This window comes from Kaistia sp. 32K (assembly GCF_016629525.1).
Lineage (GTDB): Bacteria > Pseudomonadota > Alphaproteobacteria > Rhizobiales > Kaistiaceae > Kaistia.
In genome coordinates, this window is sequence record NZ_AP024269.1 from 2994512 (window position 1) to 3020105 (window position 25594).

28 protein-coding genes are annotated in these 25594 nt (G+C 66.2%); 14 read left to right on the forward strand and 14 right to left on the reverse strand.

Annotated features, from left to right (window positions below):
* Positions 1 to 259 precede the first annotated feature (259 nt).
* Both K32_RS13855 and K32_RS13860 read right to left on the reverse strand, forming a co-directional pair.
* Positions 260 to 679 carry an HIT domain-containing protein gene (locus K32_RS13855; protein WP_201400093.1) on the reverse strand — a complete coding sequence of 140 codons (420 nt, stop codon included), beginning with the start codon at positions 677 to 679 and terminating at the stop codon, positions 260 to 262.
* A complete protein-coding gene (locus tag K32_RS13860) occupies positions 676 to 1632 on the reverse strand; it encodes a UDP-glucuronic acid decarboxylase family protein (RefSeq protein WP_201400094.1) in 957 nt (318 codons plus the stop codon). Before K32_RS13860 ends, K32_RS13855 begins: the two co-directional genes overlap by 4 nt.
* A 314-nt stretch (positions 1633 to 1946) precedes the next feature.
* On the opposite strand from K32_RS13860, the gene K32_RS13865 reads away from it, so the two are divergent.
* On the forward strand, positions 1947 to 2846 hold the full coding sequence (locus tag K32_RS13865; protein WP_201400095.1) for a DMT family transporter: 900 nt from the start codon (positions 1947 to 1949) through the stop codon (positions 2844 to 2846).
* Between the two features lie 191 nt (positions 2847 to 3037).
* On the opposite strand, the gene folD is transcribed toward K32_RS13865, so the two are convergent.
* Positions 3038 to 3970, reverse strand: coding sequence for a bifunctional methylenetetrahydrofolate dehydrogenase/methenyltetrahydrofolate cyclohydrolase FolD (gene folD, locus K32_RS13870; protein ID WP_201400096.1), 933 nt, complete (start codon positions 3968 to 3970; stop codon positions 3038 to 3040).
* Complete coding sequence (gene purU, locus K32_RS13875) at positions 3942 to 4802, reverse strand: formyltetrahydrofolate deformylase (RefSeq protein WP_201400097.1); 861 nt, start codon at positions 4800 to 4802, stop codon at positions 3942 to 3944. Before purU ends, folD begins: the two co-directional genes overlap by 29 nt.
* 174 nt (positions 4803 to 4976) lie before the next feature.
* Here purU and K32_RS13880 point away from each other — a divergent pair, with 174 nt between their 5' ends.
* The gene (locus K32_RS13880) at positions 4977 to 5672 is read left to right on the forward strand and encodes a fumarylacetoacetate hydrolase family protein (protein WP_201400098.1); all 696 of its coding nucleotides are present in this window, start codon (positions 4977 to 4979) and stop codon (positions 5670 to 5672) included.
* Between the two features lie 116 nt (positions 5673 to 5788).
* Positions 5789 to 6571, forward strand: a complete 783-nt coding sequence (locus K32_RS13885; protein ID WP_201400099.1) for an NAD kinase — start codon at positions 5789 to 5791, stop codon at positions 6569 to 6571.
* Positions 6572 to 6737: 166 nt separating this feature from the next.
* On the opposite strand, the gene K32_RS13890 is transcribed toward K32_RS13885, so the two are convergent.
* Positions 6738 to 7313 carry a nitroreductase gene (locus K32_RS13890; RefSeq protein WP_201400100.1) on the reverse strand — a complete coding sequence of 192 codons (576 nt, stop codon included), beginning with the start codon at positions 7311 to 7313 and terminating at the stop codon, positions 6738 to 6740.
* Between the two features lie 274 nt (positions 7314 to 7587).
* Here K32_RS13890 and K32_RS13895 point away from each other — a divergent pair, with 274 nt between their 5' ends.
* The 5 genes from K32_RS13895 (at position 7588) to K32_RS13915 (ending at position 11942) form a co-directional block, all read left to right on the forward strand.
* Positions 7588 to 8601 (forward strand): hypothetical protein, encoded by a 1014-nt coding sequence (locus K32_RS13895; protein WP_201400101.1) that lies wholly within the window; start codon positions 7588 to 7590, stop codon positions 8599 to 8601.
* An 843-nt stretch (positions 8602 to 9444) separates the two neighbouring features.
* On the forward strand, positions 9445 to 10317 hold the full coding sequence (locus K32_RS13900; RefSeq protein WP_201400102.1) for a hypothetical protein: 873 nt from the start codon (positions 9445 to 9447) through the stop codon (positions 10315 to 10317).
* Between the two features lie 41 nt (positions 10318 to 10358).
* Positions 10359 to 10697: a hypothetical protein gene (locus K32_RS13905; RefSeq protein WP_201400103.1), complete on the forward strand. Its 339-nt coding sequence runs from the start codon at positions 10359 to 10361 to the stop codon at positions 10695 to 10697.
* A 111-nt stretch (positions 10698 to 10808) separates the two neighbouring features.
* Complete coding sequence (locus tag K32_RS13910) at positions 10809 to 11390, forward strand: hypothetical protein (protein ID WP_201400104.1); 582 nt, start codon at positions 10809 to 10811, stop codon at positions 11388 to 11390.
* Between the two features lie 168 nt (positions 11391 to 11558).
* Positions 11559 to 11942: a hypothetical protein gene (locus K32_RS13915; protein ID WP_201400105.1), complete on the forward strand. Its 384-nt coding sequence runs from the start codon at positions 11559 to 11561 to the stop codon at positions 11940 to 11942.
* Positions 11943 to 12024: 82 nt separating this feature from the next.
* On the opposite strand, the gene thrS is transcribed toward K32_RS13915, so the two are convergent.
* Complete coding sequence (gene thrS / locus K32_RS13920; protein ID WP_201400106.1) at positions 12025 to 13995, reverse strand: threonine--tRNA ligase; 1971 nt, start codon at positions 13993 to 13995, stop codon at positions 12025 to 12027.
* 212 nt (positions 13996 to 14207) lie between these two features.
* Positions 14208 to 15041 carry a class D beta-lactamase gene (blaOXA, locus tag K32_RS13925; RefSeq protein ID WP_201400107.1) on the reverse strand — a complete coding sequence of 278 codons (834 nt, stop codon included), beginning with the start codon at positions 15039 to 15041 and terminating at the stop codon, positions 14208 to 14210.
* Positions 15042 to 15145: 104 nt separating this feature from the next.
* Between blaOXA and K32_RS13930 the strand changes: the two genes are divergently transcribed.
* Complete coding sequence (locus K32_RS13930; protein WP_201400108.1) at positions 15146 to 16057, forward strand: LysR family transcriptional regulator; 912 nt, start codon at positions 15146 to 15148, stop codon at positions 16055 to 16057.
* Here the strand turns inward: K32_RS13930 and K32_RS13935 are convergent.
* From K32_RS13935 to K32_RS13950, 4 genes are all read right to left on the reverse strand, one after another.
* Positions 16042 to 16572, reverse strand: a complete 531-nt coding sequence (locus tag K32_RS13935) for a dihydrofolate reductase family protein (protein WP_201400109.1) — start codon at positions 16570 to 16572, stop codon at positions 16042 to 16044. The genes K32_RS13930 and K32_RS13935 overlap by 16 nt on opposite strands.
* Before the next feature lie 119 nt (positions 16573 to 16691).
* The gene (yidD, locus tag K32_RS13940) at positions 16692 to 17015 is read right to left on the reverse strand and encodes a membrane protein insertion efficiency factor YidD (protein WP_244669992.1); all 324 of its coding nucleotides are present in this window, start codon (positions 17013 to 17015) and stop codon (positions 16692 to 16694) included.
* 82 nt (positions 17016 to 17097) lie between these two features.
* Complete coding sequence (locus tag K32_RS13945; RefSeq protein WP_201400111.1) at positions 17098 to 17394, reverse strand: hypothetical protein; 297 nt, start codon at positions 17392 to 17394, stop codon at positions 17098 to 17100.
* A 62-nt stretch (positions 17395 to 17456) separates the two neighbouring features.
* A complete protein-coding gene (locus K32_RS13950; RefSeq protein WP_201400112.1) occupies positions 17457 to 17912 on the reverse strand; it encodes an iron-sulfur cluster assembly scaffold protein in 456 nt (151 codons plus the stop codon).
* 163 nt (positions 17913 to 18075) lie between these two features.
* On the opposite strand from K32_RS13950, the gene folE reads away from it, so the two are divergent.
* From folE to K32_RS13965, 3 genes are all read left to right on the forward strand, one after another.
* A complete protein-coding gene (gene folE, locus K32_RS13955; RefSeq protein WP_201400113.1) occupies positions 18076 to 18702 on the forward strand; it encodes a GTP cyclohydrolase I FolE in 627 nt (208 codons plus the stop codon).
* 96 nt (positions 18703 to 18798) lie between these two features.
* Positions 18799 to 19278, forward strand: a complete 480-nt coding sequence (gene hisI, locus K32_RS13960) for a phosphoribosyl-AMP cyclohydrolase (RefSeq protein ID WP_201400114.1) — start codon at positions 18799 to 18801, stop codon at positions 19276 to 19278.
* 43 nt (positions 19279 to 19321) lie between these two features.
* Positions 19322 to 21094 carry an ABC transporter ATP-binding protein gene (locus K32_RS13965; protein WP_201400115.1) on the forward strand — a complete coding sequence of 591 codons (1773 nt, stop codon included), beginning with the start codon at positions 19322 to 19324 and terminating at the stop codon, positions 21092 to 21094.
* On the opposite strand, the gene K32_RS13970 is transcribed toward K32_RS13965, so the two are convergent.
* Together K32_RS13970 and K32_RS13975 are read right to left on the reverse strand one after the other, a co-directional pair.
* Positions 21076 to 21504: a CBS domain-containing protein gene (locus tag K32_RS13970; protein ID WP_201400116.1), complete on the reverse strand. Its 429-nt coding sequence runs from the start codon at positions 21502 to 21504 to the stop codon at positions 21076 to 21078. The two genes, K32_RS13965 and K32_RS13970, sit on opposite strands and share 19 nt — an antisense overlap.
* A gap of 186 nt (positions 21505 to 21690) precedes the next feature.
* On the reverse strand, positions 21691 to 22434 hold the full coding sequence (locus K32_RS13975; protein WP_244669501.1) for a rhomboid family intramembrane serine protease: 744 nt from the start codon (positions 22432 to 22434) through the stop codon (positions 21691 to 21693).
* Between the two features lie 370 nt (positions 22435 to 22804).
* On the opposite strand from K32_RS13975, the gene K32_RS13980 reads away from it, so the two are divergent.
* Complete coding sequence (locus K32_RS13980; RefSeq protein ID WP_201400118.1) at positions 22805 to 23479, forward strand: PAS domain-containing protein; 675 nt, start codon at positions 22805 to 22807, stop codon at positions 23477 to 23479.
* Positions 23480 to 23866: 387 nt separating this feature from the next.
* On the forward strand, positions 23867 to 24481 hold the full coding sequence (locus tag K32_RS13985) for a transglutaminase-like cysteine peptidase (protein ID WP_244669502.1): 615 nt from the start codon (positions 23867 to 23869) through the stop codon (positions 24479 to 24481).
* A 505-nt stretch (positions 24482 to 24986) separates the two neighbouring features.
* Here the strand turns inward: K32_RS13985 and K32_RS13990 are convergent.
* Positions 24987 to 25517: a gamma carbonic anhydrase family protein gene (locus K32_RS13990; protein WP_201400119.1), complete on the reverse strand. Its 531-nt coding sequence runs from the start codon at positions 25515 to 25517 to the stop codon at positions 24987 to 24989.
* Between the last annotated feature and the right edge of the window lie 77 nt (positions 25518 to 25594).

Below are 25594 nucleotides of genomic sequence, written 5' to 3' on the forward strand. Positions count from 1 at the left end.
CCGACCCCAAATTCCTGCCCGCATCGATCGCCCCCATTGCCCGTTCAGCGGCATCGCCGCATCGGCCGCGATGGCTGTTCGGGCCTCGCCGCGAACCGCCTTCAGCTTTGGAGCTCAACCTGTTCGAGCATGGTTAACAAACGGTTACGATCCGAATGTTAAGGGCCGTTAATCATAAAAAGCAGCGGAGAAAAATGCGAATAACAGCAAGCCGTTGCGCCGAAGACGCGCCCGTGAGCGCATCCCCTAACGGCAGCCGTCAGCCCGCTTTCGCGACAGCCGACTGCAGGCGGGAAATCAGCGCCTCGCGCTCGTCCGCCGGATAGGGCTCGCGAGTGCCCTGCCCCCAGACGGGCCCCGGCCAGGCGGCGTCGCCGACCGAGCGGCCGATGACGTGGACATGCATCTGGCGGACGATGTTGCCGAGCGCTCCGACATTGAGCTTGTCGAACGTCGCCACGGCGCCGAGCAGGAGGCCGGCGCGCTTGGTCTCGACCGCCAAGACGGCGAGTTCCGCGTCAGGCAGCTCCGTCCACTCTTCCAGCCCCGGCTTGCGCGGCAGGAGCAGGAGCCAGGGATAGCGGCGATCATCCATCAGGCGGAGCTGGCAGAGCGGCCATTCGGCGACGAAGATGCTGTCCGCAGCGATGCGCTCGGCGATTTCGAACGTCTCGCTCACGCCGCCGACTCCGACAGCAGGCCGTCGAAATAGGCGATGGTGTGGCGCAGCCCCTCGTCGAGCTCGATCGTCGGCTTCCAGTCGAGCACGCGACCGGCCAGCGTGATGTCGGGCTGGCGCTGGCGCGGATCGTCGGAGGGCAGCGGCTGGAAGACGAGCTTCGACGACGAGCCGGTCAGCGCGATCACCCGTTCCGCCAGCTGGCGGATGGTGAATTCGTTGGGATTGCCGACATTGATCGGACCGGTCACCTCGTCGCCGGTATCCATCAGGCGGGTCATGCCCTCGAGCAGGTCGTCGACATAGCAGAAGGAGCGCGTCTGCTGGCCCTCGCCATAGATGGTGATGTCCTCGCCACGGAGCGCCTGCACGATGAAGTTGGAGACAACGCGCCCGTCATTCGGGTGCATGCGCGGGCCATAGGTATTGAAGATCCGCATCACCTTGATGCGCAGCTTGTGCTGGCGCCAGTAGTCGAAGAACAGCGTCTCGGCGCAGCGCTTGCCCTCGTCGTAGCAGGAGCGGATGCCGATCGGGTTGACGTTGCCCCAGTAATCCTCGGTCTGCGGATGCACGCTCGGATCGCCATAGACCTCGGAGGTCGAGGCCTGCAGGATCTTCGCCTTCAGGCGCTTGGCCAGCCCCAGCATGTTGATCGCGCCATGGACGCTGACCTTGGTCGTCGCCACGGGATCGTGCTGGTAATGCACCGGCGAGGCCGGACAGGCGAGGTTGTAGATCTCGTCGACCTCGACATAGAGCGGGAACGTCACGTCGTGCCGCAACAGCTCGAACCGCTTGTGACCGATCAGATGCTCGATGTTGCGACGCGAACCGGTGAAGAAATTGTCGGCGCAGAGCACCTCGTCGCCGCGCGCCAGCAGCCGGTCGCAAAGATGCGAGCCCAGGAAGCCGGCGCCGCCGGTGACGAGTATGCGCTTGTTCGAATGCATGGGGGCCTCTCGAATCGTGTGCGGGCATCCTGACCGGTTTCCCCGACCCCGCCAATGCGGCGCGGCCGCCGATCGGGCGGCATTTCCGTCACAGGCTATCGGCAAGAACCAGAAATCCAGAATCCGGCGCGATTACACCTTGATTCTGCCCCCGGCGGTGGGTTTGCATCGAACTGCAACCAGCGCTGGTGAGTCCCCGCCGGCCGGCTTGCCACCCGCACACCGTCCGAGGTCGACGTGTCCACCATCGCCGAGAAGCGCCGCATGCCGACATGCGCGCGCTTGCATGCGCCGCCACATCGGGAAACCGCCCGATGACCGCCGTCCTGCCCGTCTCCAACGACCAGACGGAACGCGTCGTCGCCGGAATCCTGATCGCCCTCTCCGGCAACATCATGTTCGCCACCAGCGACGCGATCGTGAAGCTGCTGACGGCGCGCTATTCCGTCTTCCAGATCATCGTCAGCCAGGCCCTCTTCGCGCTGATCCCGCTCACCGTGATCATCCTGCGCAAGGGCGGCTTCCGCTCGCTCCGGGTCCGCCATCCGCGCCTGGTGGTGCTGCGCGGCGTCCTCGCCGGCACGGCGACGGTGTTCGGCTTTTATAGTTTCTCGCAGTTGCCGCTCGCCGAAAGCTATTCGATCGCCTTCTGCACGCCGCTCTTCGTCACGCTGCTGTCGATCCCGATCCTCGGCGAGAAGGTCGGACTGCATCGCTGGGGCGCGGTCCTCGCCGGCTTCGTCGGCATCCTCGTGATGGTGCGCCCCGGCTTCGCCACCCTGCATGTCGGCCATGCCGCCGCGTTGATCGGCGCCGGCCTCGGCGCCTTCACCGTGCTCGTCCTGCGCCGCATCGCGCGCGAAGAGATGCGCGCCGTGATGGTGCTCGCCGTCGTCACCGGGCTGATCGTGGTCAGCCTGCCCGGCATGTTCCTGACGTTCCGCATGCCGACGCTGCCGGACATGGCGCTCTTCGCCTGCACCGGCCTGCTGATGGGCAGCGCCCAGTTCTTCATCGCGAAATCGCTGTCGCTGGCGCCGGCCTCGGTCATCGCGCCAATGCAGTATTCGATGATCCTCTGGGCGATCATCTATGGCGCGCTGCTGTTCGGCACGCGTGTCGACCCGATCATGGTGGTCGGCGCGACGATCGTCATCGCCAGCGGCCTCTACATCATGCACCGCGAGAGACGGCGGGGTCACCGGAGGCGGTAGAGCCAGGGCTAGAGCAAGCCCCTCACCCTACCCTCTCCCGCGAGCGGGCGAGGGGTTCGGCCGGCAGCCTTCATAACGATTGAGCGTTTCAACAAACGCTGGCGAACTCCCTCGCCCGCTTGCGGGAGAGGGTTGGGGTGAGGGTCCGCGCTTGCTTCGCCGCTGCTCGAGGGCGGCGAAGACAGGAGCCCCTAGAACTTCGGCTCGGGCTGGCCGGCGGCGCGGCAGGCGGCCGTCAGCGTGTTGGCCATCAGCATGGCGATGGTCATCGGGCCGACGCCGCCGGGAACCGGCGTGATCGCCGACGCGACGGCAGCCGCCTCGGCATAGGCGACGTCGCCGACGAGGCGCGTCTTGCCTTCGCCGCGCTCGGGCGCCGGAATGCGGTTCATGCCGACATCGATGACGACGGCGCCGGGCTTGACCCAGTCGCCGCGCACCATCTCCGGCCGGCCCACCGCCGCGACGATGATATCGGCCTTACGCGCCAGCGCCGGCAGGTCGCGGCTGCGCGAATGCGCCACCGTCACCGTGCAGCTCTCCTGCAGCAGCAATTTCGCCATCGGCTTGCCGACGATGTTGGAGCGGCCGATCACCAGCGCGTCCTTGCCGGCGAGATCCCCGCCCAGCACGCGCTGGATCAGCAGCAGGCAGCCCGCCGGCGTGCAGGAGACCAGCGCGCGATCGCGCTCGCCGATCGCCAGCCGGCCGACATTGATCGGGTGGAAGCCGTCGACGTCCTTGGCCGGATCGATCGCCTCGATCACCTTCGACGTGTCGATGTGCCGGGGCAGCGGCAGCTGGACGAGAATGCCGTGGATGGCCGGATCGCGGTTCAGCTGCTCGACGATGGCGAGGACATCGGCCTCTCTGGTATCGAGCGGCAGCGTGTGCTGCACCGAATGGAAGCCGAGCTCGGTCGCCTTGCGCCCCTTGGCGCCGACATAGACCTGGCTCGCGGCATCGTCGCCGACGAGCACGACCGCGAGGCCGGGCGCCACGCCGCCATTGGCGATCAGCCGCGCGGTCTCTGTCGCGACCTGCGCCGTGATCTCGGCCGCGACCGCCTTGCCGTCGATCACGGCAGCCTTGGCCTCAGCGGAAGATGACAGTCCGTGTGTCATTGAGAAGGACCCGATGCTCGATGTGGAACTTGACCGCACGGGCCAGCACTGTGTTCTCGATGTCGCGACCGATGGCGATCATCGCCTCGGCCGACATGGAATGATCGACGCGGCCGACATCCTGCTCGATGATCGGACCCTCGTCGAGCTCGGCGGTCACGTAATGCGCCGTCGCGCCGATCAGCTTGACGCCGCGCTCATGCGCGCGGTGATAGGGCTTGGCGCCCTTGAAGCTCGGCAGGAACGAATGGTGGATGTTGATGACGCGGCCGGCGAGACGGGCCGACATGTCATCCGACAGCACCTGCATGTAGCGGGCGAGCACGACGAGATCGATCTTCTGATCGTCGATCAGGGCGAGGATCTCGCTCTCCTGCTCTTCCTTGCTGCGGCCATCGACGGGAACATAGTGGTAGGGCAGCCCCTCCCCCTCGACCCGGCGGCGCATCGTCTCGTGGTTGGAGACGACGGAAACCAGATCCATCGGCAGCTGGCCGATCGAATTGCGATAGAGCAGGTCGTTCAGGCAGTGCCCCATCTTGGAAACCAGGATCATGACGCGCGGCTTGATGCGCAGATCATGCAGCTTCCAGTCGAAATCATAGGCGGTCGCGACCGGCTCGAAGCCGCGCGAAAAGCTATCCAGCGTCGTATCCGGCAGGCCGGAGAACGAAACGCGCATGAAGAAGCGGCCACTGTCGGGATCGCCATACTGGGCGCTCTCGACGATGTTGCAACCCTGCGAGGCAATGCAGTTCGCCACGGCGGCGACGATACCTCGACGGTCGCCGCACGACAGGGTGAGTACAAAACGCGCGGGATCGACTGACATGGGTGCACTGGCCTCGTGTGGATAGAACGGAGCTGCCGCTCCGGAGCCGCGAGGACTAGCGTCCGGATCGCCGGACCGCAACTGACAACTGCGTCGCATCCGGCGAAAGCCAGCAACACTTGCACCGCAACACCGCGCCGGACAGAGTACGGCACCCTTATCCAGGAAGCCGCCATGACCGAGCCGAGCTATGTCGTCACCCCGCCGCCCCGCGTTTCGGTCGGCGTGCGCGATTCGTCCGCCCGCTTTCCCGTGCACCGGATCTACTGCGTCGGCCGCAACTACGCCGCCCACGCCCGCGAGATGGGGCATGACCCGGACCGCGAGCCGCCCTTCTTCTTCCTGAAGAACCCCGACGACATCGTCGAGGCGGGAACGGCGGTCCCCTACCCGTCGCAGACGTCCGACCTGCATCACGAGGCCGAGCTGGTGGTGGCGCTCGGTGAGGGCGGCAGCGACATCGCGCCGGAAGACGCGCTCTCGCATGTCTATGGCTATGCGATCGGCCTCGACCTGACGCTTCGCGACGTGCAGGCGGAAGCGAAGAAAGCGGCGCGCCCCTGGGCCACCGCCAAGGCGTTCGCCGCCTCCGCGCCGATCGGCGATATCGTGCCGGCGAGCGTCCTCGGCCATCCCGCCTCGGGCCGCCTGACGGCGACCGTCAACGGCCAGCCGCGCCAGGAAGGCGACCTCGCCGACATGATCTGGTCGGTTCCCGAGATCATCGCGCATCTGTCGCGCTGGTTCGTGCTGGCGCCGGGCGATCTCATCTTCACGGGCACGCCGGCTGGCGTCGGCGGGCTGGAGCGCGGCGATGTCGTCGTGGCTGAGATCGACGGCATCGGCAGCCTCGAGGTGTCGATCCGCTGACGCCCTTCAAAGCAAGGGTGTCACAGCAACGGTTTGGAAACACGCCAGCGGCATGATAGGCCCTTGATGAAACGGGCAATACGGCCACGACCCGCCGTCGCGACCGGGAGGAGACCATGGCGATCGAACCAGCGCGGCACGGGGCGATCGCCTTCATCGCCAGCGGCACCCCGGATTCGACCGAGGCGCAAGCGCGGCTGACGGCGCTCTATGACGGCACCGATCCCGAGACGGCCGACGTCATCGTCGCGCTCGGCGGCGACGGCTTCATGCTGCAGACGCTGCATCGCTTCATGAATTCGGGCAAGCCGATCTACGGCATGAACCGCGGTTCGGTCGGCTTCCTGATGAACGAATATCGCGAGGACGATCTGCGCGACCGCCTGGCGGCCGCCGTCCCCTCGACGCTGCATCCGCTCCGCATGGACGCCCATGACGCGGCCGGCAACGAACACCGCGCCTTCGCGATCAACGAGGTCTCGCTGTTCCGCCAGTCCTACCAGACGGCGAAGCTGCGGATCTCGATCGACAACCAGGTTCGGCTGGAGGAACTGATCGGCGACGGCGTGCTGGTTTCGACGCCGGCCGGATCGACCGCCTACAACCTTTCGGCGCACGGTCCCATCCTGCCGATCCACGCGCCGCTGCTGGCGTTGACGCCCATCAGCGCCTTCCGGCCGCGCCACTGGCGCGGCGCGCTCATTCCCGATCGCGTCACCGTGTCGATCGAGGTGCTCGAGCCCGAGAAGCGCCCCGTCAACGCCGTCGCCGATCACACCGAGATCAAGTCGGTCCTGAAGATCGCCATCAAGCAGGACCGGCGCGCCAAGAGCCTCATCCTGTTCGATCCCGGCCACAGCTGGGACGACCGCATCTTGGCGGAGCAGTTCCGCTACTGAGGCCGAGGCGGACAAGAAGCCCCTCACCCCAACCCTCTCCCGCAGGCGGGAGAGGGAGCGCCGAGAGCTCAGCCTCTCCATCGCCAACCCGCCGGCCCAAAAGCCCTCGCCCGCTTGCGGGAGAGGGTTGGGTGAAGGTCTTGCTTCTAGAAACAGTCCGCTCGGCTCAGGCGCCGGGCTTCCAGTCGCTGACGATATCGGCGAGCGCCGGGCGCGGCCGTTCGAACGGCTCGGTGTTCGGCGTCCCGACATAGACCAGGCCGACCAGGCGCTCCGTCTCGGCGAGCCCCAGCACCCGGCGCGCCTCGGCGTCGTAGGTCACCCATTCGGTCAGCCACTGGGTGGCGAAGCCCATCGCATTGGCGGCGACGATCAAGTTCATGGCGACGGCGCCGGCCGACATCAGCTGTTCCCATTCCGGGATTTTTACATGCGGCGCCGCGCGGCTCACGACCGCCACCACCAGCGGCGACCGCAGGAAGCGGTTCTTCTCATGCGCCAGCGACTTGTCGTCGATGTCGGGCCGGTTCTTCAGCAGGACCGCCGCCGTCGCTTCTCCGGCTGCCGCGCGGGCATCGCCGCGGAACAGGATGAACCGCCAGGGCGCCAGCTTGCCGTGATCGGGCACGCGGCTGGCGATGGTCAGGAGATCGGTGAGTTGCTCGGAATTCGGGCCGGGCTCGACGAGGTTCATGGAGGGGAACGAACGTCGGGTCTTCAGGAGCGAGATCGTTTCAGTCATGGGCGCCGCTAGCATCGAGGAAGGGGAGGATGGCGGGCGGCCTGCCAAGGGACAGGCGCGGCTGGCTGGGGCCAGACATCGGACGAATCGCCCGGCATTGCAACCCCTGCCCTCGCCGCATGGAGCCGGGCGGAACGCCCGCCCTTCCGCCAGGCGCGCCCGGCTTCCGGGCACTCCGGTCTTGAAATCGCCATGCTGATCGGGCTCTAAGAAACCATCCGGCATGCTCGTCCGGAATTGGGGTCGAGACCGGATTCGGGGTCAGGAATTGCGCGTGAACGCTTCAAGACGGCTGTTTCAGCTTGCCCGCCGGTCCGGCCCCGCCGCGCTGCTCGGCCTGACACTGTCCGTCGCCACCGCGCAGGCGCAGGGCGGGCCGATTCCGCCGGCGGATATTCCTGACGGCGCCGCCCCTGCCGATCCGCTGTCGCTGGCGCCGCTGCTCGTGCCGGAACAGACCGATCCCGCCGCTCTTCTCAAGACGGGCAAATCCGACCCCGCCGCCCCTCGTCCGACCGAAGGACGCCCCCGGCCCGGACTGACGCTGGAGGCCAAGCTGCTGGATGGCGGCCCGTCAATTCCGAAGGGCGTGATCTGGCGCGTCTTCGCCAAGCAGCCGGGCGCCGACGGACGGCTGCCGCTGATCCAGGAGACCCAGGGCGGCACCGTCAACCTCCCGCTCAAGAACGGCGACTACATCATTCACGCCGCCTATGGCCGCGCCGGCACCCTGAAAGAGGTGAGCGTCGGCGGCGGCGAGGAGCATGACACGCTGGTCCTCAACGCCGGCGGCCTGAAGCTCGACGCCCTGGTCGGCAAGGATCAGTCCCCCCTGCCCAATCTCGTCAAGTTCGACGTCTTCGCGAGCGACAGCCCGACGACGGAAGAGCGCGCGCCAGTCGTCTCGGGGCTCCGCGACGACGAACTCGTTCGCCTCAACGCCGGCACCTACCACATCGTCAGCCGATACGGCGATGCCAACGCCATCGCCCGCGCCGACGTCCGCGTCGAAGCCGGCAAACTGACCGAAATGCGGATGTTCCATCAGGCCGCCCGCATCACGCTGAAGCTCGTCTCCGAAACCGGCGGCGAAGCCCTGGCGAATACCAGCTGGACGGTGATGACGCCCGCCGGAGAAACCGTCTTCGACAGCGCCGGCGCCTTTCCTGACGCCGTGCTCGCGATCGGCGACTACACGGCGATCGCCAAGCACGACAACCAGATCCACGAGCGCAATTTCAAGGTCGAGCCGGGCCTGAACCGCGAGATCGAAGTCCTGACGAAGTAGCGCCTTCGCCGCATTCGCCGCGGCGTCGGGGTTTCACCGTCCCGGTCCCCTCGACAGCCACCGGGACGCGCAATGCGCGAACTGCCCCCTCCGGATGCGTGTGCCGGAAGCGGCAAGGCACGGGCTCGCCCGAACGGATGAGCCCGCTTCAACTTCCCGAATGAGGATTCTACTTCGGGACACCGACCCGCGGTCGTGACCGGCTGTTTCGGCATGCTTTGCCGGCGAAGGGGGACGGCGCCGTCCGATCGGCGGCAAGTCCTTGCAGCGCCGACGCTTCCCTGATCTGGGAGTCTTACCTTACGGAATCATGATGAAGTCGTGAAGCTCTCACATCTGCGTTACTTCGCGTCATCGAAGAACACGTTTGCCGGAAGCGGCTCCATCAAACTAATCACGAAATAAAATTCCAACAGTTCGCCAGAAGTCAAGCCCGCAAACTCGATCTATCCACAGGCAATATTCAAGCAATGCCGAAATCGCGCGCTGCCGTAGAGGAGCCCGCGAGGATAGACGATTCGACCAGGTTAACCGCGATGTATCGCGACCGCGCCTTGGCAAAAATGGCTGAATGGCGATTCAAAGCTTCCCTGATCAGACAAATCGATTGAATCGTCATTCAATACTTTGCCCGATCCGATCGCGTCCAGCGCTTCAATACACCAATAGGATGAAGTAGATTTTAGTAGCGCGGAGTTTGGTCCAGGCAGGGGACCTCATTCGGCCGAGTCTATTTCGATTTTTTATTTCGGCTTAGGGGTTAAAATCATGTTCTGGCGAAGGGATGGGTCCGCCCATGTTGTTGGGCAGGCGACGAGGTTTGTTGCCCTGGCGGCGATTATCTTGATGACTGCCCCGCCGCTCGCCTATGCGGATCGATCCACCGGCCGCGGCGGTGGCGGCGGCAGCAGCGGAACGTCAAGCGCATCCAGCCCCAGCCAGTCCGGCGGCGGCGGCTCATCCACCTCCACCAGCGGCGGCGGCGCGCAAACCTCCCAGTCGGAAGGCGGATCGTCCACCAGCGCCGGCGCTGGCACCAGCGCCACAGCCGGTGTCTCCAACGAAGGCCGCGTGATGCGGGCCTGGTCTTCCGCGACCGGCGCCGCAGGCGCCTCGGCAACGACGCCGACGGATGAGACATCCGCCACGGCAGGCGTGACGGTGAGCGCCGTCGCCACCGCCGGTGAAACACCCACCGCGACCACCTCCGCCGGCTCCGAGACCAGCGCAACCGCAATCGGCGGCAAAAACCCGACCACGACGGCCCAGGGCGAAACCGTCGTCAACCGGCGCACGGCCGGCGGCGGCTCGATGTCGATCGCCTATACCAGCACGGGCACCTATTCGGTTGCGATCTCCAACCATGTGAGCGCCCAGGCAATGTCCAGCACATTCGCCGCCGGCAGCGCCTTCACCGCCAAGGACGTTTATTCGGCCGCCCGAAGCGCGGCCACGGCCTTCGCGATGGCGACGAAGACCAATGCCTCCGCGTGGGCACGAGCCACGGCGTCCGCCACTGGCAAAACCCCGCACGGCATATCGAACGCGCAGAGCAGCGCCTGGGCGAGCGCCAATTTCGGCTCCAATCCCAGCACTTCCGGTCTGAAGAGCGTCCGGATCACCGACGTCAACAGCCTTCGGGGCGACTCCGCCAGCTGTGTCTGGAGCCAACAGCAGAAGACCCTCTTCTGCCAGCCCTTCCGCGCAGGCCGCTAGTCCGGCCTCGCCCAGAAAAACAAGACTGAGGAGTATCCACCATGAGCATCATCCACTTCAGACGCTCAGCCTCCCTTCTCCCGATTGCCCTTGCCGCGGGCTTCCTGGCCCTCGGTGTCTCCGGCGCACAGGCGAGCAACGCTGGCAGCAAGAGCGACCCATCCGAGGTGTGGGAGGCCGCCGAGACCCCGCCGCCCGCGGCCGGCATGGCCACGCAGCAGAGCAGCGCCTCGGCCTGGTCCGAAAGCGATGGCGATCACGGCATGTCCGTCACCACGACCCAGTCGGGCGACAGCACCAGCTGCATGGTCGTCGAATGGAAGCGGGAGAATGGCGGCATCAAGAGATGGCAGTATCGCTGCGATACGGCCCGACCTTGAACTGCCAGGTCTAGGCCGGACCGACCTGATTTCCCGGCAGACCGAAGCGATTACATCCATCGAAATTCATTGCCGTTCCTGCCACCAGGAACGATTAGGGGATTTTTGATCATGCGCTCCAGTTCCATCACCAGACTATCCCTCGTGACGTCGGCGGCTTTGCTTTCGATCGTCGCCTTCACGGACGTATCGATCGCCGCCGGCTCGGCCTCCAGCAGCAGCGGCAGCAATTCGAGCGCCTCCTCCTCCGGACCCAGCGGCTCGGCCACCGCCTCCAACACCTCGAGCGGCAACTCCAATGGCGGCGGCGGCGGCGGATCGGCCAATGCCGGTGCCAATGGCAGCTCGACCAGCGGCGTGACGGCATCGACCTCCGGAACCGGCTCGGCGCAGGGGCTGGCCTATGGCGGCTCGACCTCGACCGGCAACGGCTGGGACGGCGGCTCCGCCACGGCGACACATACCGCGACCGTCGGCACGATCGCCAGCGCCTACACATCCGGCCCCGGCGGCGACCCCAGCCAGCTCAACCAGCCCAATCAACCCGCCGCCCCGCGGTCGGTCCTGTCAAGGCTGTTCGGCGGCGGCGACGGCGGCGGATCGTCATCGAGCGATATCAATTGCTCGAACTTCAAGACCAAGACCTGGAACCAGCAAAGGCAACTTGCATATCAATGCGATTACAGGAAGTGATTTTCTTTTGAATTTCCAAGATTTTTATCACTAGCAGTTCACATAAATATCAACAGAGTTCATTTCCAATTACGTATTTCTTAGAAATAGAACAAATGGCATCTTGCTAATTTCTGCAAGACGCCAGAACAGCCAGCGCAATGAACCGTGAACCAAAAGGAGTATATTATGACAAAGTATCGCAATATTCTCATCGGCGTTGCGACTTCCGCGATCGTCGCGATCTCGGCGTCGGCCGCCATGGCCGGCCAGGCGAGCAGCTCCGCTTCGCAGAACGCGGGCGGCACCTCGTCGACGTCGTCGAACGCCGCCGCCGGCCTCGGCACGGCTAACGGCGCAAGCACGAGCTCGTCCAGCACCTATGCCAACACCACGACCGCTTCCTCGACCAACAGCTACGGCTCGGTTGCGGTGGGTGCGGCTCATGGCCGGTCGTCCGGCGGCGCCGGCAGCGGCTACGACGCCACGGGTATCGGCGCTTCGACGAGTGGCGGTTCGCATCAGCGCAGCTCGTCCTCGACGAGCGGCCTCAGCTTCTCGTGGGGCCCGTAGCAGGATCCCTGCCGCTTGCGACGCCGTGAAAAGCGCCGCAGGCGTGACGCGGCCGGGGGAAACCCCGGCCGCGTTCTTCTGTTCAGCCGGCCAGATTGGCGCGCACGATGTCCGGCGGCGTTGCTTCCGCCACCAGCTCGGCGATCGCCTGGTCGAGCGTCGCCGAGACCTGGTCGCGCGAACCGAGACGGCGGATGTTCACCGTCCGCTCCTCCGCCTCGCGCTTGCCGCAGACTAGGATGACCGGCACCTTGGCGACCGAATGCTCGCGCACCTTGTAGTTGATCTTCTCGTTGCGAAGATCGATCTCGGCGCGGAGCCCGGCCTTCCTGAGCTTGGCCAGGACTTCCTCGGCATAGTCATCGGCTTCCGAAGTAATCGTCGTGACGACGACCTGCTGCGGCGCGAACCAGAGCGGGAAGTGACCGGCGAAGTTCTCGATCAGAATGCCCAGGAACCGCTCCATCGAACCACAGATGGCGCGATGGACCATCACCGGCGTCTTCTTCTCGCCGTCTGAATCGACGTAGAAGGCGCCGAAGCGTTCCGGCAGGTTGAAGTCGACCTGCGTCGTGCCGCACTGCCATTCACGGCCGATCGCATCGCGCAGCGTGTACTCGAACTTCGGACCGTAGAACGCGCCCTCGCCTTCGAGGATGCCGGTCTTGATCTTGCCGCCGGACTGTTCCTCGATCGTCTTCAGGACCCGGGTCATGACCTCTTCGGCATGGTCCCAGTTCTCGTCCGAACCGACGCGCTTTTCCGGGCGGGTCGAGAGCTTGACGACGATCTCCTCGAAGCCGAAATCGGCATAGGTCGAGAGGATCAACTCGTTGATCTTCAAGCATTCTTCCGCCAGCTGCTCTTCGGTGCAGAAGATGTGGGCGTCGTCCTGCGTGAAGCCGCGCACGCGCATCAGCCCATGCAGCGCGCCCGAAGGCTCGTAGCGATGGACATTGCCGAATTCGGCAAGCCGCAGCGGCAGATCGCGGTAGGACTTCAGGCCGTGCTTGAAGATCTGCACATGGCCGGGGCAGTTCATCGGCTTGATCGCGAAGACGCGCTCGTCCTCGGTATCATCGCCGGCCGACTGCGCCGCGAACATGTTCTCCTTGTACCAGCCCCAGTGACCCGAGGTCTCCCACAGCGACTTGTCGAGCAGCTGCGGCGCGTTAACCTCCTGGTAACCAAGCGGACGCAGGCGCCGGCGCATATAGGCGATCAGCTCCTGGAACATCGACCAGCCCTTGGCGTGCCAGAAGACGACGCCAGGCCCCTCCTCCTGGAAATGGAACAGGTCCATCTCGCGGCCGAGCTTGCGGTGGTCGCGCTTCTCCGCCTCCTCCAGCATGTGGAGATAGGCGTCGAGCTGGACCTGGTCATGCCAGGCCGTGCCGTAGATGCGGGTGAGCATCGGGTTGTTGCTGTCGCCGCGCCAATAGGCGCCCGCCACCTTGGTCAGCTTGAAGGCGGAGCCGATCTGGCCGGTCGAGGCCATGTGCGGGCCGCGGCAGAGGTCGAACCAGTCGCCCTGGAAGTAGATCTTCAGGTCCTGGCCTTCGGGGATGGCGTCGACCAACTCGACCTTGTAGGCCTCGCCCCGGTCGGCGAAGACCTGCTTGGCCTTGTCGCGCGACCAGACCTCCTTGGTGAAGTGAGCATTGCGAGCGATGATCTCGCGCATCTTCTGCTCGATCTTCGGCAGGTCCTCGGTCGTGAACGGCTCGTTGCGGGCGAAATCGTAGAAGAAGCCGTTCTCGATCACCGGGCCGATGGTGCACTGGGTGCCGGGGAACAGCTCCTGCACGGCCTCGGCCATCACATGCGCCGCGTCATGACGGATCAGCTCGAGCGCGCGCGGATCCTCGCGCGTCACGATCTCGAGCTTCGCATCCCGGTTGATCGGGTCGGAAAGGTCGGAAAGCACGCCGTCCAGGGTCATGGCGACGGACTTCTTGGCGAGCGACTTGGAAATACCCTCGGCGATCGCCTTGCCGGTCACACCGGCTTCGAACTGGCGAACGGAACCATCGGGGAAAGTCAGATTGATCATGTCTGTCTCCTGCTCACTCCCGCAGACGAACGCGGGTAAGCGTTAGGCCGAAAAAAGAGCAGGGTCCGGACCCCGCCCACCGGCAAAACTGCCGGTGGCAGACGGCTATATGATGGCAGCGCGGCAGGCAAGCCGCATGGGCCAAAAGGGCGCGGAACGGGCGAGATCGGCCAGCTTCCCGATCCCGTCCCGCCCATAGTACCGGGTCTCGATCAGCCGGCGGCGAGGCTGGCAAAATCCTTCAGCATCGCGGCGCGGGCGATCATGCCGCCATAGGTCTTCGAGCGCTCGTTGCCGAGGTTGAAGCGGGCGAAGGCGATACGCCGGCCGCCCTTCTCGCCCCAGCCGACGAACCAGCCGATCGGCTTGCTGTGGTCGAGCGCGCCCTTGGACGTGCGGAGAAAGCCGCTTCCCGTCTTGCCATGCAGGTTCCAGCCGCCCTCCGCCGGATATTGCGCCAGGCTCGCCAGCGTCGCGTCATAGGCGTGGTCCGAGACCGCGAGCTTGCGATCGAGGAACCGCCTGACGAAAGCGACCTGCTCGTCGGGCGAGATCTGCAGCGACGACATCAGCCAGGACTGGGTCAGGCCGTCCTTCTTGCCGGGATTGCCGGAGATATCCTCATTGCCGTAGTCGAAGCGCGTGACGTAGTCGCGAAAGCGCGCCTCGCCGAGCTTGCGGGTGATCTCTTGCGAGTACCAGACGATCGAATCCTTGAGCCAGATCGTCGGATCGGTCGCCTTCTTCTGCAGCTCCATCGTGGTCTGGAATTCCGGCCGGTAGTCCCAGAGCGGGTTGTGCGGGTCGACCAGCACGCCGGAATCGAAGCCCATCACGGCGAGCGGGAACTTGAAGGTCGAGCAGGGCGAGAAGCGCCGCGTGCTCGGTCCGTCGCGGAAGACGGCCTTGCCGGTCTCGACGTCGACGAGAACCGTACTCACGAATTTCTCTGATGCCTTACGCGCCTCGGCGCGCGTGCCCGCGCCGACCAGCGCCAGCCCGGCCGAAAGCGCCAATCCCCTGGAAAACTGCCTTCTGTCCATCATCCGTGTCGTCCTTCCTATCGATCGGCCTTTTTCCTAGGTCACTCGCCAGAAGGCGGCAAACGATGATATTTCGGGAAAGCCATTAGAAAAACTAAGAGATCAGCATGGTCCGCCCGCATCTGCCGCTGAACGCGCTGAAGGCCTTCGAGGCCTCCGCCCGGCATCTTAGCTTCACCCGCACCGCGATCGAGCTCGCCGTCACGCAGGCGGCCGTCAGCCACCAGGTCAAGTCGCTGGAGGAGCGGCTGGGATCGCCGCTGTTCCGCCGCCTGCCGCGCGGGCTGGCGTTGACCGACGAGGGTCAGGCGCTGCTGCCCACGCTGCGGGATTCCTTCGATCGCATCGCCGGCGTGCTGGAGCAGTTCGAGGGCGGCCATCTTCGCGAGGTGCTGGATGTCGGCGTCGTCGGCACCTTCGCCGTCGGCTGGCTGATCGAGCGATTGCCCGAATTCAGGCTCGCCCACCCCTTCATCGACCTGCGGCTCTCGACCAACAACAACCGCGTCGACATCGCCGCCGAAGGGCTCGACTTCGCCATCCGCTTCGGCGATGGCGCCTGGCACAGCACGGAGGCCGAGCGCCTGTTCACGGCGCCGCTTTCCGTCCTCTGCATTCCCGAGATCGCCGAACGCCTCGCCGAGCCCGGGGATCTGCATGGCGAGACGCTGCTGCGCTCCTACCGGGCGGACGAATGGCCGAGCTGGTTCGCCGCCGCCGGCGTCGCCGCGCCCACCGTGAAGGGGCCCGTCTTCGATTCCTCGCGCACCATGGTCGAGGCGGCGATCCTCGGCGCCGGCGTGGCGCTCGCCCCGCCGCTGATGTTCCGCCGCCAGCTCGGCGACGGCGCCATCCGCCAGCCCTTCGAGACCTCGGTCACCAACGGATGCTACTGGCTGACCTGGCTCAAATCCTCGACGCCGACGCCGGCGATGCGCGCCTTCCGCGCCTGGATCCTCGCCGCCTCGCAGCCCTATGCGGAAGCCCCGGGGCAGGCTGGCCCTCAAGCCGGCACGTAGGTCAGCCGGATCACGCCCTCGCCGACGGCCTCGTTGGCGACGAGGCGGACCGGTGGCCGCGGGCCGGCGAAGAACGGCTCGCCGCGCCCGAGCACGACGGGGTGAAGATAGAGGCGATACTCGTCGATGAGGCCGAGATCGGTCAGGCTCTGCGCCAGTTCCGGTCCGGCAACCGCGATCTCGCCCTCGAGTCGAGCCTTCACGTCCCGGATCACCGCCTCGACGTTATCCGAGACCAGCGTGGCGTTCGGGCCGACGGACGTCAGCGTGCGCGACACCACCCATTTCGGCTGGCGCCGCCACGCCGCCGCGAATTCGCGTTGATCCGCGCTCTGGTCGGGACGGTCTTCGTCCCAATAGCGCATGAGCTCGTAGACGTGACGACCGTATACGCTGCCTGCCAGACCGCGCACATGCTCCGTCCAGTGACGAAAGAGCTCGGGGCCCGTCGTCATTTCCATGTAGTCGACGTAACCGTCCAGGGACTGGTTCATTCCGAAGACGAACTTCGCCATGCTGCAGTCTCCACCGCTGGATTTTTGGAACAGCCGGAGGCGAGCTTACGCAAAGTAAAGCCGGTCATAAACGGCACACGGAGATTTCTGCCCGGGCAAGAAGCGCCCGCTTCCTTCAGCTAGAGATCCAGCCGCGTCTTCGGATCGATATGCCTTCCCGTCCACTGGCCGTAGCCCCAGGGGCGGTACCAGCGGCCCCTGCCTGGCAGATGCTCCGGCACCGGGTCGTAGCCCGAGGCCCCGAACGGGCCGCAGCGCTGGAAGCGGGCGAGCGTCATCCAGACGCCGGCCCAGAGGCCGTAGCGGCGGATCGCCTCCTCGCCATAGCTCGAGCAGGTCGGAAGATAGCGGCAGTTCTGGCCGAGGAAGGGCGACAGGGCGAGCTTGTAGACGCGGATCAGGCCGATGCCGATCCTCCCCGGCAGCTGGCTGAGCGAAAACAGAGACGCCTCCGGCCCGTTGCCGGGCGCGCTCGTCCGTTCGGCCCCGTGGCCGGGATCGGCGGCATGGCAGCCGGCCGAATGGTCATGAGCAGTGGAAGTACAGATAGCGTCCGGCCTCCTGGCCCGCGGCCCGCGCCACCGCGTGGTCGCCATTGATCTTCTTCGCCTCGGCGAGCGCGATCGTCGCCGCCGTGACCACCTTGGTCAGCTGGCCGCGATCCGAGCAGACGGGCTTCAGGTTCGGCGTCGTCGCCTTGACGCGGTCGACGATCGCCTGGGCGTCGTTGGAGAGCGCCAGCGCGGCGCCGGTGCCGAGCGCCATCGCGACCGTTAGACCGAAGACCGCCGTCAGCAGGCGGGGATGGACGAACAGGGACATGTTTCTTGCCTTTCCGCTCGGTTCTCTTTCCGCTTGGACGCCGGACCCGCCGGCGCCGTACATCATCCGGCGACCAGAGAGCCCTTCGCGCGCTGCGCCTCGATCTGGCCGATCGCATCGACCACGGCGTCGAAAGTCAGCATGGTCGAGGCATGGCGGGCCCGGTACTCCCGGACCGGCTCCAGGAACCTGAGATCCGCGAAGCGTCCCTCCGGCGGCGGGCCGTTCTCCTTCAGCATGGCGAGCATCGTCGCGCGCAGCGCCCTGAGCTCCGGCGCCCCGGCGCCGACGATGTGCCGCGCCATGATCGAGGACGTCGCTTGGCCGAGCGCGCAGGCCCGCACCTCATGCGAAAAATCGGTGACGACGTCGCCCTGCATCGCCAGATGCACGGTGACGGTCGAGCCGCAGAGCTTCGAATGCGCGGTCGCGCTCGCATCCGGCCGCTCGAGCCGACCGAGGCGGGGGATGTTGCCGGCGAATTCGAGAATCCGGGCGTTGTAGATGTCATCGATCATTGCGACCTCCTGCCGCCAATATAGAAACTCGCCAGCGGACGGACCAGATAGTAGGAGTGCGGCCATATCGCGGTCGCACGCTCGGCCCGATATGACCCGCACGATCTTTCCGCGATCTGGCCGGATCGCGGCCGGGTCCGTCGTGACCACTAGGAGTTAGACCATGGACGCCAAGAGCCCAGAGGCAAAGCACGACGCGGCGGAGCCGGGCCATGCGCCGCGCCGGCCGAGCCGGGAAGAGGCGGAAGCCGCCGTCCGCACGCTGATCGCCTGGGCCGGCGACGACCCGGCGCGCGAGGGCCTGATCGACACGCCGAAGCGCGTGACGAAGGCGTTCGGCGAATTCTATCGCGGCTATCACGAGGACGCCGCCGAGACGCTCGACCGCGTCTTCGACGAAGCCGGCGGCTATGACGACATCGTGCTCGTGCGCGATATCCCGTTCTTCTCGCATTGCGAACATCACATGGTGCCGTTCATCGGCAAGGCGCACATCGCCTATTATCCGAAGGGCGGCGTGGTCGGCCTGTCGAAGCTGGCGCGGGTGGTCGACATCTTCGCCCGCCGCCTGCAGATGCAGGAGCGGCTGACCAACCAGATCGCGCATGCCGTCGACAAGGGCCTCGCCCCGCGCGGCGTCGCCGTGATGGTCGAGGCGGAGCATCATTGCGTGTCGATGCGCGGCGCCCACAAGTCGGGCGTCTCCACCATCACGACGAGCTTCACCGGCGTGTTCCACAAGGAAGCCGCCGAACGCGCCCGCTTCCTCTCCCTCGTCCAGGGGCGGTAGGGCGTCCATCGAGACCAACGCCGGCCATCGGCCGCCACGACCCCTTCCCTTGCGATCGCGCCGGCGCTATGCCCGGCGCGACAGCCGGAGTTCGACATGACCACGACCACGCCCGATACCGCCCCGCCCCGTTTCGCCGCCCCGGGCTCGCATGCCGAGGTCGAGGAAGGCACGACGCTGATGCCGCGCTTCGGCGCCGACGGCCTGATCGCGGCGGTCGTCACCGATTTCGAGACGGGCGACGTCGTCATGCTGGCCTGGATGAACGCCGAGGCGCTGGCGAAGACGATCGAGACCGGCGAAGGCTGGTACTGGAGCCGTTCGCGCCAGGAGCTCTGGCACAAGGGCGCGACCAGCGGCCATGCCCAGACCGTCAAGGAGATGCGGGTCGACTGCGACCAGGACGCGATCCTGATCAAGGTCGCGACCGCCGGCACCGGCGCCAACTGCCACACCGGCCGCAAGGGCTGCTTCTACCGGACGGTTCCGGTCGGCCACAAGGTCAGCCCGACGCTTGCGCTCGACTTCACCGGCGACGTGCCGCTGTTCGACCCGAAAAAGGTCTATGGCGGCTGACGGAGGCCGCCCTGCCTTTCCGGCAAACCCACCGAGACCCTCCATGCTGCGCCGCTTCTTTTCCTATTACGCCCGCTACAAGCGGCTGTTCTTCCTGGATTTCGGCTGCGCGGTTCTCGCCGGATTGCTGGAGCTCGGCTTCCCCCTCGCCGTGAAGGTGTTCGTCGACCGGCTGCTGCCGAGCCAGAACTGGGGCTGGATCGCCGGCGTCGCGGCGCTGCTCCTGGTGATCTACGTCCTCAACACGGGCCTGATGGCGATCGTCAACTATTGGGGGCATGCGCTCGGCATCAGCATCGAGACGGACATGCGCCGCGAGGCGTTCGACCACATCCAGAAGCTCAGCTTCCGCTATTTCGACAACAACAAGACCGGCCACCTGATCACGCATGTGACCAAGGACCTGGAAGAGGTCGGCGAGGTCGCGCATCACGGGCCGGAAGACGTCTTCATCGCCGTCATGACCTTCGTCGGCGCCTTCGTCCTGATGTTCCTGGTGCACTGGAAGCTGGCGCTGATCACCACGGCGATCATCCCGGTCATCACCTGGCTGGTCAGCCGCTACGGCGCCAGGATGACGGAGAACTGGCGCCGGCTGTTCCGCCAGGTCGGCGACTTCAACACCCGCGTCGGCGAGAGCGTCGGCGGCATCCGCGTGGTCAAGGCCTTCGCCAACGAGGACCATGAGCGCGCCCTGTTTGCCGAGAACAACGAGAGCTACAAGACCACCAAGCTCAGCGCCTATGCCTACATGACGGCGAGCCTGGCGATGTCCTATTTCAGCACGCGCTTCGTGCAGCTCGTGGTGATGATCGCCGGCACCTATTTCGTCATCCGCGGCGAACTGAGCAATGGCGGCTTCGTCGGCTTCCTGCTGCTCGTCAACGTGTTCTTCCGGCCGATCGACAAGATCACCTCGGTGCTGGAGAGCTATCCGAAGGGCATCGCCGGCTTCAAGCGCTTCGTCTCGCTGCTCGATACCGCGCCCGACATCGCCGACCGGCCCGGCGCCATCGCCGTCGACCATCTCAAGGGCGACATCGTCTATCGCGACGTCGACTTCGGCTACAACGAGCACGGCAAGGTGCTGCAGGGGCTGGACCTCACGATCCGCGCCGGCGAGACGGTCGCCTTCGTCGGTCCGTCCGGCGCCGGCAAGACGACGATCTGCTCGCTGCTGCCCCGCTTCTACGAGGTCGATAGCGGCGCGATCACCATCGACGGCATCGACATCCGCGACATGACGCAGGCGTCGCTGCGGGCCCAGATCGGCATCGTGGCGCAGGACGTGTTCCTGTTCGGCGGCACCATTCGCGACAACATCGCCTATGGCCGGCTCGACGCCACCGATGAGGAGATCATCGAGGCGCTGCGCCGCTCGGCGCTGGACCAGTTCGTGCTGTCGCTGCCGGACGGGCTCGACACGCTGACCGGCGAGCGCGGCGTCAAGCTCTCCGGCGGCCAGAAGCAGCGGCTGGCGATCGCCCGCATCTTCCTGAAGAACCCGCCGATCCTGATCCTCGACGAGGCGACCTCGGCGCTCGATACCGCGACCGAATTCGCGATCCAGCAATCGCTGGCGGAGCTGTCTCAAGGACGCACGACGCTGGTCGTCGCGCACCGGCTGGCGACGATCCGCAATGCCGACCGCATCGTGGTGGTCGGCACCGACGGCATCGTCGAGCAGGGCACGCATGCCGAACTGCTGGCGCGCCAAGGCGTCTATGCCCGTCTGCACGAGACGCAGTTCGGCGCGGCGCCGCAACCGGCGCCGCCGGAACCCGGCTCGCCCCGGCCTCAGGCCATGGCGATATAGGCGCGCATCTCGTCGGCCTCGCGCTCGACCTGCTCGATCCGCGCCTTGACGACGTCGCCGATCGAGACGATGCCGGCGAGCCGGTCATCCTCGACGACGGGCAGGTGGCGGAAACGCCCCTCGGTCATCCGCGTCATCACGTCGTTGATGGTGTCGCGGTCGGTGCAGGTGACCACCTTGGCGGTCATGATGCTCTCGACCACGCCATCGAGCGCCCCGGGGCCGCGGGCCAGCGCCCGCACCACGTCGCGCTCGGAGACGATGCCGAGGATACGGCGATCCCCGTCGGTGACGACCACCGCGCCGATCCGGTGCTCGGCCAGCATCTGGATCACGGTGGCGATACTGAGGTCGGTCGGGACGGTGACGACCTCCCGGCCTTTCCTGGACAAAATGGCAGCTACGGTCATGGGCGTCGGCTCCCTGTTGACGGGGCCGGCCGCTCTTCGAGGTGGACCAGTCCGAACCCCAAGGCATCAGGCCGCGATCTCAGCGGTCCTGTCGCAGGCCGGCGCGGCGATAGCGCCCGCTCCTGCCGATCCCTGCGATGATGGGGCCGTGGGTCGCCGTTTGCAAGGCGCGGCGCCGTTGCGGCGCTATGCCCGGCGCGCCCTGCCTACGGGATCGAACCAGGGAAAGGCCAGCAGGCCGAACACGAAGCCGCCGAGATGCGCCTCCCAGGCGATCGAGCTGGTCGTCACGCCGGGCGGCGTGAAGAACAGGCCGAACAGCAGGTTGAAGACGAACCAGACGCCGAGGAAGGCGACAATGCGCCGGTCGCGGAACATCTCGACGATCGAAAGCGCGGGGCGGAAATCGGCGTCGCTGCGGGCGATGCCGCCGCCGAGCCGGCCGCCGGCGGAAAAGGCAAAGCGGGCCGACGCCGCCATCTGCGCCGAGATCGCCGCCGACGCTCCGATCAGCGGCGAGGTGCCGGCGGGATAGAGCAGCATATGCGCCGCCGCGCCGGCCGCCGCCCCCAGCAGCGAGAAGATCAGGAAGCGCACGCTGCCGAACCGGCGCGCCAGCGGCGTGCCGAACGCCGCCAGCCACAGGCCGTTGACGGCGTAGTGCATCCAGTCGCCATGCAGAAAGGCGTAGCTGAAGAAGGTCCAGACGTCGCCGGCAAGCCCGCCGGGCCAGTAGAAGCCCGGAATGTCGGGCCCGGTGATGCGAATCGGGATGAAGGCGAAGGCGGCGATGAACCAGCTCGCCTGCGCTTCCGTCAGCACATAGACGCGGACGATGTGCACGATCGCGAGCACCGCCAGCGAGGCGACGATGACCGCGGGCAGATTGAAAACCGGCTCGCGCGCCGCGCGTTCGCTTCTGGGGCTCATGTCCATCGGAGATAGTCGGCTCGCCATGTCGGCGCAAGCGGATCGACGCGGCGGGCTCAGAAAACCAGCGGGGTCCAGAAACAAGTCGGCCGTCCGGCGCGCTTCTCAAATGGGCGCGCACGGACGGCCTTGTCACGCCCCGTCTAGCCCCCCGGCATAAGACGCCCCGTGAACAAGGTCAGACTGTCACGCTTCAAAATTGAGTGCAATCTCAAAATACCGTCAACCTGTGCGTAACCGTATCCGGAGGGAATAGACCCGGGCCTCCGGGCCGCATGCTATGACGGCCTAACCAATGCCGCGAAAGCAGCAATTCGGCCAGCCCCCTAGCGGGGAGGCACGGACAGACCCGACACAGCAAGTGGACGCCATGCAGCATCCATCGACCGCGGCGCTCTACGCCTACTGGAACCGCCAGCGCGGCGCCGCGCCGGCGCCCATCCGCCGCGACATCGCGCCGGACCAGATCAGCGGCCTGCTCGGCGACATGTTCATCCTGCAGGCGGACGAGGACGGCGCCTTTCCGTTCCGGCTCGCCGGCACCCGCCTCTGCGCCATCTTCGGCCGCGAGCTGACGGGCCAGGATTTCCGCTCGCTCTGGAGCGGCGAGGAGCGCCGCGCGATGACGGCGTCGCTGCAATCAGTGCGCGAGGGCACGGTGATCGTTCACCGCCTCACCGGCTTCAATGGCCGCGGCCAGACGCTCACCGCCGAAATGATCCTGTTGCCGCTCAGCCAGGACGGCCTGGCGATCGACCGCGTCCTCGGCCTGTTCGCCCCGGTCGAGCGGCCCTACTGGCTCGGCCTGCATCCGCTGACGCGGCAGACGATCGTCGATACCGCCCGGATCGCGCCCAGCGAGACGAAGCGCCCGCGCCGCCCCGTCGCCCCGCGCGCCGCGAAGCTCCCTTCCACGCCGCCCGCCACCGTCCCCGGCACGATCCCCTCGCCCGAGGGCGACCGGCAGGCCGAGCCTTCCGGCGCCTCGGAGCCGGACGGCTCGCGACGCCCGCGCCTCGTCGTCTTCGAGGGCGGCCGGCGCTGACGGAACATGACGCCCGCGCGCCTCGGCGGCGGACTGCGGCAGCGATGTCCAGCGATCGCATGACGATCGCGCTGCCCCAAAAGGCCTCGCGCGGGCCCCTCGCCGCCCCTCGGCCGCGATTATTCACAATTTCCTAACCATGATGTGGCGGCGCGAACACAGCCGCTTCACAAAGCCTGCATTTCCGCCATTTCGGTGAACCACCCCGGGCGCCATTGTCCACGCCGGGGAGACAATCGCCCAAGGTCAAATGGTTAATCGTTCATTAAACCAAAGCTTAAATTGCAATTATAATTCGACGAGAAGTCGATTAGAAACATCGCACTTGGCTTAGATCCGAGTAAAAGTCTATATGGCATAGTCTTCCTCAGACAAGAGGACGGTTTTATGTCGTTTGTACGCGTATCGAGTTGCATTGCCGGGCTTGCCCTGGTCCTCGGCCTGGTGGCGAGCGCCGCCGCGCAGGAACACCCCGCCTTCATGCGGGTGACGGGGAAGACCAGCCAGCCGGTCGGGCATCACGAGCTCTGCTCGCGGATGCCGGTCGAATGCAACGAGACCACGCGCGACACGACCCCGATGCACCTCACGGTGACACGGTGGAACGAGCTGATCGCCGTCAACGACAACGTCAATACTGCGATCGAGCCTGTAACGGACCTCGAACTCTATGGTCGCGAGGAATACTGGAACTATCCGGACGAAGGTAAAGGCGACTGCGAAGACTTCGTCCTGTTGAAGCGTCGCGAGTTGATGGAGCGCGGCTGGCCGGCAGGCGCCGTTCTGATCACCGTCGTCCGCCAGACCAATGGCGAAGGCCACGCCGTTCTCACCGTCCGCACCGATCGCGGCGACCTCGTGCTCGACAATCTCGAGCCGAAGATCAAGCTCTGGGGCGAGACCGAATACCAGTTCGTCAAGCGCCAGTCGGACCGCAACAGCGGCCGCTGGGTCTCGATCGACGACGACCGCCCGACGCTGGTCGGCAGCATCCGCCGCTAGGAGCGGGCGCCTCTCCCTCGGGGAGGCTGGATGGATGCTGACGGAGCGCATCCTGCGCCCTCCGTTTCGGGCCTACATCATGAGCGTTTCCTGGACCCTCCTTCGCGGCCCGGCTTTGCCGGGCACCTCAGGATGATGGTCGAGAGTTTGCAAATGCGGTCCGGAAGAAAGACACGGTCGCCGATCGACCGGCTACGCGCCACCTCATCCCCGATATCCAGTCCGGAGCTCGAAACTGAGGTCTGGCTGGAAGCTTCGGCTAGCGGGCATCCGTCCGAAGCCCTGAGCCTCCCAGGCCGATCCACCAGCCTCCGCCATCATCCTGAGGTGCTTCGCGTCAGCGAAGCCTCGAAGGAGGCTCCAGCGAGGCACTCCGGTTTGCCGACGAGATCCGCCCCATCAGACGTATTTCCTGGACCCTCCTTCGAGGCCCGGCTTCGCCGGGCACCTCAGGATCATGGTCGAGTGTTGGAAATGCAGTCCGAACTCTGGCCGGCCGAACCGATCAATCGACCCGGCGCAGGCCTGCTGCATAACGGCGCCAGTTGGCGACATAGTGGTCGGCGCCGGCGCGGAGTTTTGCGAACACCGTCTCGTCGAGCGCGCGGATGACCTTGGCCGGCATGCCGACGACGAGCGATCCGTCTGGAATGACCTTGCCCTCCGGCACCAGCGCGCCGGCGCCGATGACGCAGTTGGAACCGATGCGGGCGCCGTTCATGACGGTCGCGCCCATGCCGATCAGGCTGTTGTCGCCGATCACGCAGCCATGCAGGATGGCGCGATGGCCGATCGTGCAGCCCTCCCCGATCTCGAGGGGGAAGCCCATGTCGGTGTGGAGCACGCAATGCTCCTGGATGTTCGAGCGCGCGCCGACCGTGATGCGCTCATTGTCGCCGCGGAGCACCGCGCCGAACCAGATGCCGACCTCGTCGCCGAGCGTCACCTTGCCGATCAGCGTCGCGTCGGGCGCGACCCAGTGGCGATCGGCGGGCGGGAGTTCCGGCGAGATGCCGTCGAGGGCGTAGATGGCCATGGCGGATCCAGTTCGTCAGCGCGAGGGTGGCCGGTCCCGGCTGAGCGCCGCCGCGACCCGGGGTCGCCGGACGCGAT

Bases quoted from the DNA above. Each gene is read 5' to 3' on its own strand.
- K32_RS13860 (WP_201400094.1), bottom strand. From the start codon at position 1,632: ATGCATTCGAACAAGCGCATACTCGTCACCGGCGGCGCCGGCTTCCTG.
- K32_RS13910 (WP_201400104.1), top strand. From the start codon at position 10,809: ATGCGCTCCAGTTCCATCACCAGACTATCCCTCGTGACGTCGGCGGCT.
- K32_RS13880 (WP_201400098.1), top strand. From the start codon at position 4,977: ATGACCGAGCCGAGCTATGTCGTCACCCCGCCGCCCCGCGTTTCGGTC.
- purU (WP_201400097.1), bottom strand. From the start codon at position 4,802: ATGTCAGTCGATCCCGCGCGTTTTGTACTCACCCTGTCGTGCGGCGAC.
- K32_RS13930 (WP_201400108.1), top strand. From the start codon at position 15,146: ATGGTCCGCCCGCATCTGCCGCTGAACGCGCTGAAGGCCTTCGAGGCC.
- folD (WP_201400096.1), bottom strand. From the start codon at position 3,970: ATGACACACGGACTGTCATCTTCCGCTGAGGCCAAGGCTGCCGTGATC.
- K32_RS13905 (WP_201400103.1), top strand. From the start codon at position 10,359: ATGAGCATCATCCACTTCAGACGCTCAGCCTCCCTTCTCCCGATTGCC.
- K32_RS13985 (WP_244669502.1), top strand. From the start codon at position 23,867: ATGTCGTTTGTACGCGTATCGAGTTGCATTGCCGGGCTTGCCCTGGTC.
- K32_RS13975 (WP_244669501.1), bottom strand. From the start codon at position 22,434: ATGAGCCCCAGAAGCGAACGCGCGGCGCGCGAGCCGGTTTTCAATCTG.
- blaOXA (WP_201400107.1), bottom strand. From the start codon at position 15,041: ATGATGGACAGAAGGCAGTTTTCCAGGGGATTGGCGCTTTCGGCCGGG.
- K32_RS13970 (WP_201400116.1), bottom strand. From the start codon at position 21,504: ATGACCGTAGCTGCCATTTTGTCCAGGAAAGGCCGGGAGGTCGTCACC.
- K32_RS13965 (WP_201400115.1), top strand. From the start codon at position 19,322: ATGCTGCGCCGCTTCTTTTCCTATTACGCCCGCTACAAGCGGCTGTTC.
- K32_RS13865 (WP_201400095.1), top strand. From the start codon at position 1,947: ATGACCGCCGTCCTGCCCGTCTCCAACGACCAGACGGAACGCGTCGTC.
- K32_RS13950 (WP_201400112.1), bottom strand. From the start codon at position 17,912: ATGATCGATGACATCTACAACGCCCGGATTCTCGAATTCGCCGGCAAC.
- folE (WP_201400113.1), top strand. From the start codon at position 18,076: ATGGACGCCAAGAGCCCAGAGGCAAAGCACGACGCGGCGGAGCCGGGC.
- K32_RS13980 (WP_201400118.1), top strand. From the start codon at position 22,805: ATGCAGCATCCATCGACCGCGGCGCTCTACGCCTACTGGAACCGCCAG.
- K32_RS13885 (WP_201400099.1), top strand. From the start codon at position 5,789: ATGGCGATCGAACCAGCGCGGCACGGGGCGATCGCCTTCATCGCCAGC.
- hisI (WP_201400114.1), top strand. From the start codon at position 18,799: ATGACCACGACCACGCCCGATACCGCCCCGCCCCGTTTCGCCGCCCCG.
- K32_RS13915 (WP_201400105.1), top strand. From the start codon at position 11,559: ATGACAAAGTATCGCAATATTCTCATCGGCGTTGCGACTTCCGCGATC.
- K32_RS13990 (WP_201400119.1), bottom strand. From the start codon at position 25,517: ATGGCCATCTACGCCCTCGACGGCATCTCGCCGGAACTCCCGCCCGCC.
- K32_RS13890 (WP_201400100.1), bottom strand. From the start codon at position 7,313: ATGACTGAAACGATCTCGCTCCTGAAGACCCGACGTTCGTTCCCCTCC.
- thrS (WP_201400106.1), bottom strand. From the start codon at position 13,995: ATGATCAATCTGACTTTCCCCGATGGTTCCGTTCGCCAGTTCGAAGCC.
- K32_RS13935 (WP_201400109.1), bottom strand. From the start codon at position 16,572: ATGGCGAAGTTCGTCTTCGGAATGAACCAGTCCCTGGACGGTTACGTC.
- K32_RS13945 (WP_201400111.1), bottom strand. From the start codon at position 17,394: ATGTCCCTGTTCGTCCATCCCCGCCTGCTGACGGCGGTCTTCGGTCTA.